14 protein-coding genes are annotated in these 14,867 nt (G+C 41.3%); all 14 read left to right on the top strand.

What is annotated here, in order from left to right:
* The 14 genes from L2735_RS16980 to L2735_RS16915 all read left to right on the top strand — a co-directional run bounded on the left by L2735_RS16980 (position 1) and on the right by L2735_RS16915 (position 14,789).
* Entirely contained in the window at positions 1-1,215 is a 1,215-nt protein-coding gene (locus L2735_RS16980; RefSeq protein ID WP_248985838.1) for a type II secretion system F family protein, read from the top strand.
* A 109-nt stretch (positions 1,216-1,324) separates the two neighbouring features.
* A complete protein-coding gene (locus tag L2735_RS16975) occupies positions 1,325-1,849 on the top strand; it encodes an MSHA biogenesis protein MshF (RefSeq protein WP_248985837.1) in 525 nt (174 codons plus the stop codon).
* 136 nt (positions 1,850-1,985) lie between these two features.
* Complete coding sequence (locus tag L2735_RS16970) at positions 1,986-2,591, top strand: prepilin-type N-terminal cleavage/methylation domain-containing protein (RefSeq protein WP_248985836.1); 606 nt, start codon at positions 1,986-1,988, stop codon at positions 2,589-2,591.
* Positions 2,592-2,748: 157 nt separating this feature from the next.
* Positions 2,749-3,255 (top strand): type II secretion system protein, encoded by a 507-nt coding sequence (locus L2735_RS16965; protein ID WP_248985835.1) that lies wholly within the window; start codon positions 2,749-2,751, stop codon positions 3,253-3,255.
* Between the two features lie 198 nt (positions 3,256-3,453).
* On the top strand, positions 3,454-3,951 hold the full coding sequence (locus L2735_RS16960; RefSeq protein WP_248985834.1) for a prepilin-type N-terminal cleavage/methylation domain-containing protein: 498 nt from the start codon (positions 3,454-3,456) through the stop codon (positions 3,949-3,951).
* Positions 3,952-4,140: 189 nt separating this feature from the next.
* Positions 4,141-4,638, top strand: coding sequence for a type II secretion system protein (locus L2735_RS16955; protein WP_248985833.1), 498 nt, complete (start codon positions 4,141-4,143; stop codon positions 4,636-4,638).
* Positions 4,628-5,191, top strand: coding sequence for a type IV pilus modification PilV family protein (locus L2735_RS16950; protein ID WP_248985832.1), 564 nt, complete (start codon positions 4,628-4,630; stop codon positions 5,189-5,191). The genes L2735_RS16955 and L2735_RS16950 overlap by 11 nt, the downstream gene beginning before the upstream one ends.
* Positions 5,191-6,036, top strand: coding sequence for a PilW family protein (locus L2735_RS16945; protein ID WP_248985831.1), 846 nt, complete (start codon positions 5,191-5,193; stop codon positions 6,034-6,036). Before L2735_RS16950 ends, L2735_RS16945 begins: the two co-directional genes overlap by 1 nt.
* Positions 6,026-6,502: an MSHA biogenesis protein MshP gene (locus L2735_RS16940; RefSeq protein ID WP_248985830.1), complete on the top strand. Its 477-nt coding sequence runs from the start codon at positions 6,026-6,028 to the stop codon at positions 6,500-6,502. Before L2735_RS16945 ends, L2735_RS16940 begins: the two co-directional genes overlap by 11 nt.
* Positions 6,503-6,506: 4 nt before the next feature.
* Positions 6,507-11,141, top strand: coding sequence for a DUF6701 domain-containing protein (locus L2735_RS16935; RefSeq protein WP_248985829.1), 4,635 nt, complete (start codon positions 6,507-6,509; stop codon positions 11,139-11,141).
* Between the two features lie 549 nt (positions 11,142-11,690).
* Positions 11,691-12,740 (top strand): rod shape-determining protein, encoded by a 1,050-nt coding sequence (locus tag L2735_RS16930; RefSeq protein WP_055022908.1) that lies wholly within the window; start codon positions 11,691-11,693, stop codon positions 12,738-12,740.
* 62 nt (positions 12,741-12,802) lie between these two features.
* Positions 12,803-13,708 (top strand): rod shape-determining protein MreC, encoded by a 906-nt coding sequence (gene mreC, locus L2735_RS16925; protein ID WP_248985828.1) that lies wholly within the window; start codon positions 12,803-12,805, stop codon positions 13,706-13,708.
* The gene (gene mreD, locus L2735_RS16920) at positions 13,705-14,193 is read left to right on the top strand and encodes a rod shape-determining protein MreD (protein ID WP_248985827.1); all 489 of its coding nucleotides are present in this window, start codon (positions 13,705-13,707) and stop codon (positions 14,191-14,193) included. Before mreC ends, mreD begins: the two co-directional genes overlap by 4 nt.
* Before the next feature lie 2 nt (positions 14,194-14,195).
* On the top strand, positions 14,196-14,789 hold the full coding sequence (locus L2735_RS16915; protein ID WP_248985826.1) for a Maf family protein: 594 nt from the start codon (positions 14,196-14,198) through the stop codon (positions 14,787-14,789).
* The last annotated feature ends 78 nt before the right edge of the window (positions 14,790-14,867 follow it).

Below are 14,867 nucleotides of genomic sequence, written 5' to 3'. Positions count from 1 at the left end.
ATGCCGACTTACCAGTATCGAGGTCGAAATAATCAAGGCGCTGCAGTTGAAGCGTTTATTGAATCTGCTAATGAAAGCAGCGCAGCTGATGCGTTGATGTCTCGTGGCATTATTCCTCTCGAGCTGCGTGAAGTTAAGCAATCTCAACCCTTTAAAATGGGCAGTATATTCGCCAGTAAAGTGTCATTAGAAGAGCTACAAATTTTCACTCGACAAATGTACTCTCTAACACGTTCTGGTATCCCTATTTTAAGAGCGATTGCAGGCCTTGCTGAAACAACTCACTCCCAACGTATGAAAGATGCTTTGAATGATATTTCAGAGCAATTAACTTCAGGCCGACCTTTGTCTTCAGCAATGAATCAACATCAAGACGTGTTTGATTCTTTGTTTATCTCTATGGTTCATGTAGGCGAGAATACCGGTAAATTAGAAGACGCATTTATTCAGCTTTCTGGCTATATCGAGCGCGAACAGGAAACTCGCCGTCGAATTAAGTCTGCAATGCGTTACCCAATATTTGTACTTATCGCAATCACCATTGCCATGGTTATTTTGAATATCATGGTGATCCCTAAGTTTGCCGATATGTTCTCCCGTTTTGGTGCTGATTTACCTTGGGCCACTAAAATATTAATGGCGACATCTAGCTTATTTGTCAATTACTGGCATGTCATGCTAGTCGCTCTAGTGGGAACGATTGTTGGCATACGTTACTGGCATCATACTGAAAAAGGCGAGCGGCAATGGGATAAGTGGAAGTTACACATTCCTGCTGTGGGTTCAATTATCGAGCGCTCTACTTTATCTCGTTACTGTCGAAGCTTTTCGATGATGTTAGGCGCAGGTGTGCCTATGACCCAAGCACTCAGTTTAGTTGCTGATGCAGTAGATAATAGTTATATGCATGACCGAATTGTCGCTATGAGGCGCGGTATTGAATCAGGTGAATCAATGCTTCGGGTGTCTAATCAAAGCGGTTTGTTTACTCCATTAGTGCTGCAAATGGTTGCAGTGGGCGAGGAAACTGGACAGATAGATCAATTGCTTAATGATGCTGCTGATTTTTATGAAGGCGAAGTTGATTATGACTTAAAAAACTTAACCGCCAAATTAGAGCCGATTTTAATTGGGTTTGTCGCGTGTATTGTTCTCATCCTAGCATTGGGTATTTACTTACCTATGTGGGATATGCTCAATGTTGTAAAAGGTTAAGGGGAACTTGCATGTCGAGCGACTTATCCATACCGTCATTTAAGAAGTCTTTAAAGGTGTTATTAAAAAAGTTGCAGTTTGCAATAAAAAATAGTGAGTTGGTTGCATAATGCGAAAGCAACAGAAATCAGAAAGCGATCTTCTTAAGACTTATGCTCGTATTATTTCGCTTACTTTGGTCATTGTTATTATGGGCGTTATTGGGACAAAGCATTTTTCAAGTGTCGATAGTATAGGGACCAAAAGTTTAGAGCTTGAGCACAGCAGGTTGTTATATGTTTTGGCTATGGTGAAGAGCCAGTGGCTTAGTCAAGGCAGGCCAAATTCTTTAAAGTTGAGCTGGGAAAATATTGGTGTTGGTTCAGCAAATAAACAGCTTGGCGCTGATAGTATCCGCGCCAGCAAAAATATTATCAAGATGTCTGATAAAGGTTGGCCACAGTTAAGTGATGAGTCAGAAGAAGGCTGTAAAGAGTTATGGCAGCATTTAATGGCAAGTAATTTGCATGATATTAAAGCTGAGGTTTTTTATCAAAATGAGACAAAAATTTGTCGTTTTGCAACTGAGCAAAGTGGCAGTATTAGTTATCAAACCTCATCTGGAAGAGTGATTTTTTTTGATAGTGATCGCTAATATTTAGCTATTACAAATGTTTAAATGTAGAAATGGTGCTAAAATTTATTTACATGATAGCTTTAGCTAGGTAACAATAGCCTTACGGCTGTAATTTTAGTTTGACAAGTGTAGGTCGCAACTTAGGTATTTTATTATGAAATTAAAACAACAAGGCTTCTCGTTAATCGAATTAGTGATTGTTATTGTTATTCTTGGTTTATTAGCTGCGACAGCTATTCCTCGTTTTTTGAATGTCACTGAAGATGCACAAAATGCCAGTGTCGATGGTGTTTCTGGTGGCTTGGCAACTGCTGTTGGCTTCGTTAGAGCGCAGTGGGAAGTTGACGGTCGTCGCAATACATCGGTGATTTTAGATGGGACAGTGGTTTCTTTAGACACGCGATTTGGTTTTCCTACTGGCACCAGCAATACCGATGTGACTGCAATGACTAACGAAACTTGTCAGGAAGTATTCGACAATGTTTTGCAAAGTGCACCGCGGAATGTAATTTTTAATGAAGACGCTCGAGATCAGCGATATACGGTTAGAGTGCAAAATGGGGTAGGTGGAACATCTACTTCAATCGACGGCACTTCAGTTTCTGGCATCGATCTTTGTGTCTATCATCAAGTTGCGTCGCTCACATTAAATCAAAATAGCGGTGTACCATCTCCAGCTCCTGACTTAACTACTACAGGTGCTAAGGGTGTGACATATAATCCAGGAACAGGACAAGTGCTTAGTTTTAGTAATGACTAATCACTAATTACAAGAGCAAGTCGCAATATAGCGACGCGTTAAGATTTAAATCGAATTACCACAAAATATGGAATATTGAGTGGGCATTGTAATAAACAAATAAATGAACTGAAGTACAACATTCACATATTTTTGATTTTAATTAAGGGTCGACATTATGCAAATCAAACAAAAGCAACAAGGTTTTACATTAATTGAGTTAGTAGTGGTAATCATCATTTTAGGTATTTTAGCTGTGACTGCAGCACCTAAATTTATCAATCTACAAGGCGATGCGCGTGTATCTGCGTTAAATGGGTTAAAGGCTGCGATTCAAGGGGCGAATACGTTAGTTTACTCTAAAGCAGCACTAGCAGGCTTAGAAAAAACGGCAGATGAAACAGTAACAATAAGTGGAACAGGAGCAACAGCAATAACTGTAACTACTGATTTCGGTTATTTAACAGAGGATATTCTAGCCGATTTTCAAAACGCATTAGAAGTAAGTATCTCAGAAGGTGATGACCCTAGCGACACTTCAATAACTACTGATTGGATTTTTGATTCTGCTTCAGGTAGTTTTTGGCAAGCAGGAGCACCATCAACTTGTTTCTTTACATATGGTGCAGCTACGGCGACCACTGTTCCTACATTTACAGCAATACCTGATGCTTCAGCTTGCTAGTAATCAATATTAATATAAGCCCGCTAATAGCGGGCTTTTTTATGCTTAAACATCAGTTATTAAAGTCTTTTGTGCCCTTGATAACACTCTGTGATTAACTGTTGGTGATAAAATTGTAGCGATAAATGAATAAACTCATGAGCAAATTGTTCATTAGAAGTGAGTTGAAGTTGTTCTATTTTAATTAAAGGTTTTCAAATGCAAAAGCAACAAGGTTTTACACTGATTGAGTTAGTCGTGGTAATCATTATTTTAGGTATTTTAGCGGTTACCGCAGCACCTAAATTTATCAACCTTCAAGGTGATGCCAGAGTATCAACATTGCAAGGCGCAAAAACAGCCATTCAAAGTGCAAATAGTTTAGTGTATTCAAAAGCTGCGCTTGCAGGTGCTGAGAAAGGTGATGATGATGGTGAAGCTACTGTCGACATTGGAACTGGAACATTATTGAATATTGTTTATGGCTATACTGCTGGTGATGCTGGCGATGTAATCAACGCAGTTGATATGTCGACAGATGATTGGGATATTACAGGTACTGGTGGTACTGTGAAGATCCAGCAAAAAGATGCCCCAACAAATTGCTATATAGAATACACAGAAGCACAAACCGAGGGTGGTTTACCTACTTTTGCAAGTGGAATTTCTGACGGTGGAACTGGATTCCTTCCTATGCCTGCAGCTTCTGATTGCTAAATTGATCTATAGTCAAAAAAGGTCTGCTTGCAGGCCTTTTTTATTATCTGAAATAAAAAGATAACTAGAAAATATAACCAACATTGACGTTTACACGATTGTATTTTTAGTAAAGGATATCAAGACGTTTGTGTTATATTTTGCCATACTGTGTATAGGGAAATGTAACAAAAGGCATTCACGATTCAGATGCGGCTAAATAAGCTTTATAAATACTCTTTGGGGTTTTCGCTCATTGAGCTTGTCACTACAATTTTAATTGTGGGGATTATTGCCGTGTTTGTATTGCCTAAATTATTACCTGAATCAAGTTATAGCGCCTATACCCTCAGAAATGAATTCATCAGTGAGCTTCGACAAGTTCAAATAAAGGCCTTAAATAATAGTGACCGCTGTTACCGCATCAGCGTTTCTTCTGATGGATATCAACTCACCACCTATAGCCATAATATCAATAACGCTTTTGCAGGCTGTATTAATGCTCAACTTATTAGAACAGATACTAAACAAGACTTTAGTGGCGGCGCTATTATTGAGCTAGCCAGTAATGGCAGTACAAGTTTTAGCTTGGATTTTGATAATTTAGGCCGCTCAACCCTTGGCTGCAGTGGCACTTGTTTTGTAATAAATGCGGATGAAACCTTAACTATTGCTATGGAATCTGAGGGTTATGTTCATGCATTGTAACTCTCGCAAGCCTCAACCGATTTTTAGTGTATATTCGCTAAAACTACCTCAATCTGGTTTTACTCTCATTGAACTTGTTATTGGCATGCTGGTATTGAGCATTGCGATAGTGATGCTTACTTCTATGTTGTTACCTCAAGCCGATCGCGCTGTTGAAACCTTATCGCGGGTGCGCTCTGCTGAATTAGCACATTCAGTAATGAATGAAATTTGGGGTAAGCGCTATGATGAAAATACTAATTCTAACGGCGGTATTCCTGCTTGTAATTCAACAGCGCCTAGTAATATAGGAAAAAGCTGTACCGAAACAGATGATCTTGGTGATGATGATGAAAACCGAAATGACTTTAACGATGTTGATGATTACCATGGTTTATCTATTAACAGTTATATGCTTGATTCCAATCAAACTTATGCTGAAGTGTATTTAGGTTATCAAATGTTGGTAACCGTTGAGTATTTAAATGGTCAAGCTCAAAAACTCATTACTATTGATGTTACAACACCTTCAAATGAAGTTATTACTTACCAAGCGGTAAGGAGTAACTATTAATGGTTCTTAATCATCGTGTGCAACAAGTTGGCTTTACTCTCGTTGAGATGGTCACCGTGATTCTCATTCTGGGGATCTTGGTGGTAGGGGTGAGTAGTTTTGTTATTTTTGGTACGCGCATTTTCGTCGAATCAAGCTCAATAGATCAGGTTCTCGGCCAAAGCCGGTTTGCGATGGAGCGTATGACGCGGGATATTCGCAACTCTGTACCAAATAGCGTAAGACTTCACACTGATAGTGGTGGCAGTTTTCAATGTATTGAAATGCTACCAATTGAAGCGAGCAGTAGTTATTTAACATTGCCTATTTACCCGAATGCAGCCGCTTTAACGGGAACTGTGGTAGACAATAATATTAGTATTGCAAGTGGGCTATTTGCCATTGTTTATCCGTTAGCAAATGAAAGTATTAGTGGTGTTAATGATGTTTATCAAGCGTCGCGAAACAAGCGTTTCGAGGTGCAATCTGCCTCTTCATCGGCAAATAGAATAACCCTCACTTTCACTAACTCAGTCCAATTTGCAGAGCAGTCTCCCATTAAAAGAATTTATTTCGCCGCTGAGCCAGTAAGCTATTGTTTTGAGCGTATTGCAGGCACAACTGAAGTTAATTTAAATCGTTATTCGAATTATGGTTACATAGTGAGTCAACCAGCCCCTAGTGACATGGGCACGAGTGTATTAATGGCTGAAAATATAACTAACTCTATATTGGCTGAACCTGCGATTAAAGTAACTGAACAAAATTTAATGACTAATTCAATTGTGCATCTTGAGCCTCGCTTTAGTGTTAACGGTGAAACCTTTAAATATCAACATCAAGTGCAGGTGACCAATGTTCCTTAATCACCCGCTATCTAGCAAGAAACAGATACAAGTACCGAGATTGCGTTACCAAAAAGGTAGCGCTTTAGTGATTGCCGTGTTTGTGTTGATTGTGATGTTTTTATTAGCTGGAACCCTCATTAAAATGCTCGAAGACGGAGACGAGTCCGTCAACGTTGAAGTATGGGGGGCTAGGGCTTTGTTTAGTGCCAATAGTGCTGCTGATGCTGAGTTAGCAAAATTATTTCCGTTGTCAGGTGCTGTAGGTGTATGTAGCGCTAATTCGACTTGGACTCCGCCAAGCTCTGTTGGCTTTCATGGTTGCAGCGTTGCAGTGACATGTAATGCTATAACTGTAGATGGAATAACTCAGTATCAAATCACCAGTAATGCGGTATGCGAGACAGGCGACTGTGCAGGTAATGCTGCCACAACCAATTGCTTAAGAGTGAATCGCCAAGTGGAGGTAGAAGCACGTGGGGATTAATACAATGCAATCAACTATCAAGCTAATAGCGTTAGGTTTGTTATTAATTACTCCATTCACTCATGTGAAAGCAGATTGGAGTAATACCTTCATTGAAGGCGTAAATAACATAGATGATCAGGGTAGTATCAACTTAAATACTTCTTTTATTTATAACGCACCGACTAACGGACAATTACCTACTTTTAATTACGTTCAAGGTGGTAACTCTGGGGCGAAGTTGTGTGTGCCTTCAAATGATAATGCTAAAAACTGTAAAGAAGGTAATTTCGTTGCTTCATTACCTGTTGGTAGGCTAGATTTCTCTCAATGTGAATCAGATAGTACAGATGATTTTGGCCCTCCATCATGGGAGGAGAAAACTATTGAGATCCCAGAGGGTGAATATCAGAATATTACTGTTGATGGCGGCAGTGATCGAACAGTTGAGTTTACTTCTGAAAATGCTGAAGGTATTTATAAAATAAAATCTTTGAGTGCGAATTCAGGGAATATTATTTTTGCGCCTGGCCAGTATTGGATTGAATCTCTCTATATAAATAATGGTGTAAATGTTACCTTTCCTACGGATGGGATAGTTAGCTTATTTATAAAGTCTGACTATACCCATATTAATAAAACTTTTTCAGCAGATCCTGAAAGTTTACTTATTTATACGTATGGAAACTTTACATTAAATGGCAATACCAACTTAGAAGCCTATGTTGTTGCTGAAGGAAATGCGACACTAGATGGAGCGTCTGAACTTGTTGGTGGCATGACGGCCAACAATATATATTTAGAAGGAAATTCAGCTTTAACTTTTGACGGTCAATCTAGTCTAATTTCAGTGACTCCTAACTGCGATATAGCAACCAAGCCTGAACCTTTTCATATTCAATATGGTAAATCTACTTCTGGTAATGTTGAGTTTGATACCGCTTTCCCTGATGGCACAACACCGTTGATTTTCTTAATGCCCACTATTAATGAAAGTGATGCTAATAATGATGGGCCAGCTTCAGTATTTTTAACGGGAACACCTACAACAACTGGATTTAGTTGGTCACAAGAAGAGCCTGAGTCGCCCGCTAACCGTTATGTTCAATCGCAAGACATGTCTGAAATTCACTGGATAGCAGTTACTGCTGGTACACATGATCTGCCCAATGGTACTCAGCTTATTGCTGGGACTGCAGAAATTGATAATGCACTGATTGGCTCTAATAGCCCGTATGTTAATGTTGAATTACCCACTACGCAGAATGTAGTACTTAATCAATTACAGACACAAGTGAATGATTGTTGGTTTACGAGCCTTTCTCAATTTAATAATGCTGGTATTGGTTTAGCGATGGATACCTCTGAGGTGAGATCAAATAACACTAGATGTCAGCCTGGTAATTTAAATAATACTGAAATTCAGGCTGAAACTGTCGCTTATCTTAGCGTGGAATCTGGCAGTGGTTCGATGTTACTAAATGGCGAAAACTTTAAATATCATTTTGGTGAGGCGCAAACATTCACCAATGGTAATATTCAAAATTTGGCTTATCAATGTAATTACACTTCAGATCTAGAGGGCTTTACTAATCCGCCTATTTTTGTGGCTGGGAAAAATAGCCGACGTGGTGGTGATGGAGGCTGGTTAAGGCGTTGTCAATTAACCAATTCATTAGTAAGTATGGTCGTTGATGAAGATACCTATCGAGATAACGACCGAAGTCATATTTGGGAAAACTATAGTTTTATTGCACTTGAAAAAGAAGAACAGGTCTTAACCTGTTTTAATGATGATTTTCAGCGAAGTGATGTGGGTGACGACTGGGTCGTTTCAGAAAGTCGTGGTGGTTTTATACCTTCGATTGTCAATAATCGTCTCCGGATAACACAGGCTGCTGGAAATCAGGCAACCTCGTCAACATACCAACGGTTATTCCCAGCAGCAGATAACCTAGTGGTAATCGAGTTTGACCATTATGCCTATGGCGGTAGTGGCGCTGACGGTATCGCTTTTGTGTTGTCAGATGCATCAATTACTCCGCAGCCAGGATCTTATGGTGGTCCACTTGGTTATGGAGCACGTTCAAATGATGATGGTTTTGCTGGTGGCTGGTTAGGTTTCGGTATAGATGAATATGGTAACTTTTCTACTGAAGGCGGACCGGGAGGACCAGGTAGAAGGCAGCAGTCTGTTGCGGTTCGTGGTTCAGGTTCTGGTACCACAGGCTATAACTACTTACGTGGTACTTGTGATAATGGAACAACTAACCCTAACGGAGATTGTTTGTCGCCAACGGTAGATGATAATGAAAATGCAAATCACCGTTATCGTATAACCGTTGACTCTCAAGTTGCAGGGCAGTCAATTGTGAGTGTCGAACGTGACACGGGCTCGGGGTTTGTCACCTTAATTGACCCATTTGACGCAAGTGCTGAGCCTAATCAGTCAGCTGTTCCTGCTGACTTCCTTTTGTCGCTGACAGGCTCTACCGGTGGTGCGACAAATAATCATGAAATAGATAACGTTGAAATTTGTGCGCTTGATTCAAACCCTATTGGTGTTGTGATAGATCATTTCGAATTTACTCACACTGGTGCGGCGTTAACTTGTAACGCAGAGCCGATGACATTGACTGCTTGTGCAAACGCTGACTGCAGCCAAACTGTGCCTGACTTTGTGACGGCCACATTAAGCCCATCAACGATAGCAACTGGTGGTGGATGGGTCGGAGGTAATGTTGTCAGCTTTAGTGGCGGTAGTACCAATTTAGCACTAAGAAATAATACCGCTGGGCCAGTCACTGTCGATGTTACTGGCTCTACACCTGGTGCTAAACCTTTCAGTACAACCTTATGTAGTGTGGCTGGCAATACGCCAACAGCAGCCCAATGTACCCTTAACTTTGCTGACAGTGGTTTTATTTTTGATGTGCCCGATAAGCTAGCGAATAAACCTACTGGTGTCATTTCCATTTCTGCAGTAGAGAAAGATAGTGAAACTCTTGAATGTGTTCCTCAATTTGCTGATGTCACTAAAAGCGTTGGTTTTTGGAGTGATTATGTCTCTCCGGATCAGAGTAATGTGATATCAGGGCAGGCAGTATCCGTCACTGGAACAGGGGCTACTACAAATATCGGGACGAGTAATGGTGCGAGAACGTCGATTAATCTGGCGTTTAACAGTAACGGTATCGCAGAAATTGAAGTGAACTATCCTGATGCCGGAGAAGTGCAACTTAATGCGCAATACGATGGTACGGGAGACGAGGCTGGTTTAGTGATGGTTGGCGCTGATCCTTTTGTCAGCTTTCCTGTCGGATTGTGTGTCACTCCAGTAGATGTTAATGCTAGCTGTTCCACAGGCAATAGTACTTGTCCTGTTTATAAAAAAGCAGGCGAAGATTTTAATCTTGAGATTCAAGGGATGGCTTGGCAGTCAGATTCTGATACTGACTATTGTGACAATTTAAGCACGCCAAACTATGCACATGCTGGCATCATTTTAGGTAGTAATCTTGTATCGCCTAGTCCAGGTGAGCAAGGCACTCTCGGGCTAGATGATTACGATCATGTCGCGGCGGCAGATAATCAAAACACAGTCACTCAATCTATCAGTGAAGTCGGTGTTTTTGAATTTACCGCAAAAGCCCCTTCAAATTACTTAGGTTCCAGCTTTTACGAAATCCCGCTTGCAAGTTCGGGAAATGTTGGCCGCTTTATACCTGATAGATTTTTGATCAGTGATGTTAGTGTTTTGCCGGCATGTGGCATGTTTAATTATATGGATCAGCCCTTTTCGATGGCGATGAACATTAACGCGCTTAATATGGGTTCAGACGTTACTAAAAACTATCAAGGTAGCTTTGCTTATGCCACAGCGTTGTTGGTTGGGGAAAATGCTGGTGATGGCGATGATAAGCGCAATCGCATGAGCGCATTACCTGTCTCTGCTGGTTCTTGGTCAGCAGGTGTGGCGACTATTGATAATAGCTATATGGCGACTCTGAGTCGCACAACTGCCCCAAATCAAGATGGCCCCTTTGAGGATTTTGATATTGGGGTGATAGTTGTAGATAACGATGGTGATACTCTTAATCCTGAGGGCTATAGCTTCGTTGCTGACCCTGATATGAATGCGGCTACTTCTGGCACATGCGGCACTAATTGTGATGCGAAACGAATATCTAACCAACGCTTTCGTCATGGTCGAGTATTAATGGATAATACTTATGGTGCTGAGAGTGACACATTGCAAATGCCGACTCGTGCTGAGTATTGGAATGGGACTGCTTGGACGCTAAATATCGATGACAGCTGTACTGTAGTCACACCAGCATTAGCCAGCCAAGTTGATAATGTGGCGCTTGGTTACCAGTTTGAGCCAGCCTTAATCACAGGACAGGCCATCGAGAGAACAGGGCAAACAACAAGTTTCTCAAACGGTGAGTTTACCTTATTGTGGAATGCCATTATTACGGGTACTGCCAATGATTATCGTGGACAAGTGACAGCGCCCCTGGATGTGCCTGATTGGCTTCAATGGTATTGGAATTGGGAAAATGCATCTTCAATTACCTTGTATGACCCAAGAGCAAGTGCTTATTTTGGGCGTTATCGTGGTCATGACCGCATCATATATTGGCGTGAAAAACGATAAACAGCTTTGATAATCTATATACCCAAACAACTTGAATATACGTGTTTCAGAGCTTCACCGTGTTTTCAATACTAGGCGCGTTAATGCGGTAATGTAGGTACCTTATAAATTAGCGCAACAACGTAGTGGGAACACGGTGAAACTCCCTGAGGGCAAGTTTTACACGCGTTTATGCTGCGTTATTGATTTTGAAAAGGGAATAACCATTACCCGCAATCAATGCCTTGCCTAAACGCGTGTAAATTCTTGCTGAAATCGAGCATCTTCAGGTTGTTTGGGTATAGGTAACGTTAGCACTCGTTTTTATTGAAGCATAGCTTATCGGTGAATATTTCAGGTTTGGCTAATTAATATTTAGTGCAGAAAACATGTTGTTTTTTTAGTCTATATTTTGTTGTTTTAATGCGCTTTGGATTTAATTGGCCATTTATGTAAAAAAAACACCTAGATTAGCGATTGTTAACCTGTTCGGTCTTGTGGAAACTGAGCGGCATTGATAAAGTTACCTGATTTTTCTTTCTTCTGACGTTACAGAATACAGGCTAGAACATGTTCAAAAAGCTGCGTGGAGTTTTTTCAAACGACCTATCGATCGATTTAGGTACGGCAAATACATTAATTTACGTTCGTGACGAAGGTATCGTGCTTAACGAACCATCGGTTGTCGCCATTCGTGGCGAGCGTGGTAGCAGCGGACAAAAATCAGTAGCTGCTGTAGGTACAGACGCAAAGCAAATGCTAGGTCGTACTCCTGGTAATATCCAAGCTATTCGTCCAATGAAAGACGGTGTTATTGCCGACTTCTATGTGACAGAAAAAATGTTACAGCATTTCATTAAGCAAGTGCATAACAATAGCTTTTTCCGTCCTAGCCCTCGGGTTTTAGTGTGTGTACCGGTTGGTGCTACACAAGTTGAACGTCGTGCTATTCGTGAATCTGCCATGGGTGCAGGTGCTCGCGAAGTTTATCTAATTGAAGAGCCAATGGCTGCGGCGATTGGTGCAGGCTTACCTGTATCTGAGGCAACCGGTTCAATGGTTGTTGATATCGGTGGTGGTACTACTGAAGTTGCTATTATCTCGCTAAATGGAGTGGTGTATTCATCATCTGTGCGTATTGGTGGTGATAAGTTTGATGATGCTATTATCAATTACGTTCGCCGTAACTACGGTAGTTTGATTGGTGAAGCAACTGCAGAGCGCATTAAGCATACTATCGGCACAGCTTATCCTGGCGATGAAGTACTTGAAATCGAAGTACGTGGTCGTAACTTAGCTGAAGGTGTACCAAGAAGCTTTACGCTAAACAGCAATGAGATCCTTGAAGCGCTTCAAGAGCCTTTATCTGGCATTGTTAGCGCGGTGATGGTTGCATTAGAGCAGTCTCCACCAGAGCTCGCATCTGACATTTCAGAGCGCGGTATGGTACTGACAGGTGGTGGTGCATTACTTCGTGATTTAGATCGTTTATTAATGCAAGAAACTGGTATTCCAGTCATGGTTGCTGATGATCCATTAACGTGTGTTGCTCGAGGCGGTGGTAAAGCCCTTGAGATGATCGACATGCATGGTGGCGACTTATTCTCTGAAGAGAACTAAAGAGCGAAATAAGGCGGTGTTGATTCTAAATATACTATTTAGAATTTCATCGCCTATAAATTATGAAACCCATTTTTGTTCGTGGTATATCGCAACAATTTAGATTAACACTGGCAATTTTTTTGTCGGTGGTATTGCTTATCGCTAATGATCGCCTCGACCCTATTCGTCAGTCTATTTCTTCCGTTTTAAGCCCCTTACAATATTTAGCTAACGTCCCTGGTTTATTACTGGATTGGTCGGCAGACTCTATTGCCACTCGTAATATGTTGGCAATGCAAAACAAAGAGTTATTGCGCCAACAGCTAATGATGTCAGAACGTTTACAACGCTTTGAACATTTAAGACAAGAGAACGAACGTTTAAGGGCATTACTGGGTTCGCCTGTGCATATGGATGCCCGCAAAGTCGTGGCAGAAGTCATGGAAGTGGCAAGTGATCCATTCAGACATTATGTAGTATTAAACCATGGCGCTCGTACAGGTGTGTTTGTCGGTCAGTCAGTGGTGGATGCACAAGGTGTGGTTGGTCAAGTCATTGAGGTCAGTGAGCTCACCAGCCGCGTTTTACTCGTCACCGATCCCACTCACGGTATTCCTGTTCGTATTACTCGAAATGATGTTCGCGCTATGGCGCAAGGTACAGGCGATATAGACGAAATTGAATTACGTCATGTGGCCAAAAGTACGGATATTGTTGTTGGTGATTTATTGGTTACATCTGGCTTAGGGCAACGTTTCCCTGAAGGTTACCCTGTGGCAAGGGTGATGAAAATCTCTCGCGATGCAGGGCAAGCTTATTCAGTCATTTCCGCCCAGCCTCTTGCTGCTCTAGATCGCATTCGTTATGTATTATTGATCTGGCCTGATGATGGAGTGGATGATTTGCCTGCTTCTAATATCACTGAAACTTCTGAAGTTGATGGTGAGACAAGTCAAACTGAATCACAAGACGAGGTAAGCCAATGAGTGCGCATATCGCCAATGGCCGCTTTGTCGTATTAGTGACAATTTTTATTGGGATGATGTTTCAAATCATGCCGCTGCCTAAAATCGTTGAAGCATGGCGACCTGATTGGTTGCTTATGGTAATGATTTACTGGGCAATGGCGCTGCCACACCGCTATAGCATTTTAACTGCTTGGGTTTTGGGTGTTTTATTGGATGTATTACTCGGGGCTACCTTAGGAATACGGTCATTGGCTTTCTCTATAGTCATTTATGTGATTGTGATGCAATCACAGCGATTGCGTAACTTTACTCGTTGGCAGCAGTCAATTTTAGTGGCTATTTTTATTTGCCTGTATCACTTCATCATTTATTGGGTTGAATTTGTCGTCAATGGTGTCGCATTTGACTGGTCGATGTTCTTACCCGCAGTTTCCAGTATTTTCATGTGGTGGTGGGTATTTTGGGTACTTCGCAATATTCGCCGCAGTTATAAGGTACGTTAAGTATGGGCTGGGTTCTCGCTTCAACTTCTCCAAGACGCAAAGCGTTATTTGCTCAAGTCGGTTTTTCTGAAAGTCAGTTTTCATTTAAACAAGTGGCACCCGATATAGACGAGTCTCATTTAGCGGGTGAATCAGCAGCTGAGTTTGTGGTGCGTTTAGCCATTGAAAAAGCCCAAGTAGGCTTAAGCTTATGCACTGATGAAACTAACCCTAAAGTGCTTGGATCCGATACGATCGTGGTATTAGGTGAGCAGATTTTAGGAAAGCCTAAAGATAAGCAAGATGCGCAGCGAATTTTAGCAGAGCTATCAGGTCAAACTCATCAAGTGATGACCGCAGTCGCCGTAACCAACGGTACTAAGACCTTAACGAGACTGTGTCAGACAGAAGTGACTTTTTGTCACCTAACACCAGAAACAATTAATGCCTATATCGACACGCAAGAACCTATGGATAAAGCTGGAGCCTATGGTATTCAGGGCTTAGGCGGGTGCTTTGTTAAGTCGATAAAGGGTAGTTATTCAGCGGTAGTCGGATTACCTCTTGTTGAGACGCGCGAATTACTACATGAAATGAATCATATTGAATTAACTTAATTTTTCGTTAGCGGACATGTGAATTTACGACCTTGCATCACTTTTGTGCACGTCAGTAAAGCATTATCCTTGCAGCGG

Source organism: Shewanella olleyana, assembly GCF_023283825.1.
Taxonomy (GTDB): domain Bacteria; phylum Pseudomonadota; class Gammaproteobacteria; order Enterobacterales; family Shewanellaceae; genus Shewanella; species Shewanella olleyana.
Note: the sequence above shows the minus strand (reverse complement) of the source record. Positions and strands in the feature narration are given on the sequence as shown.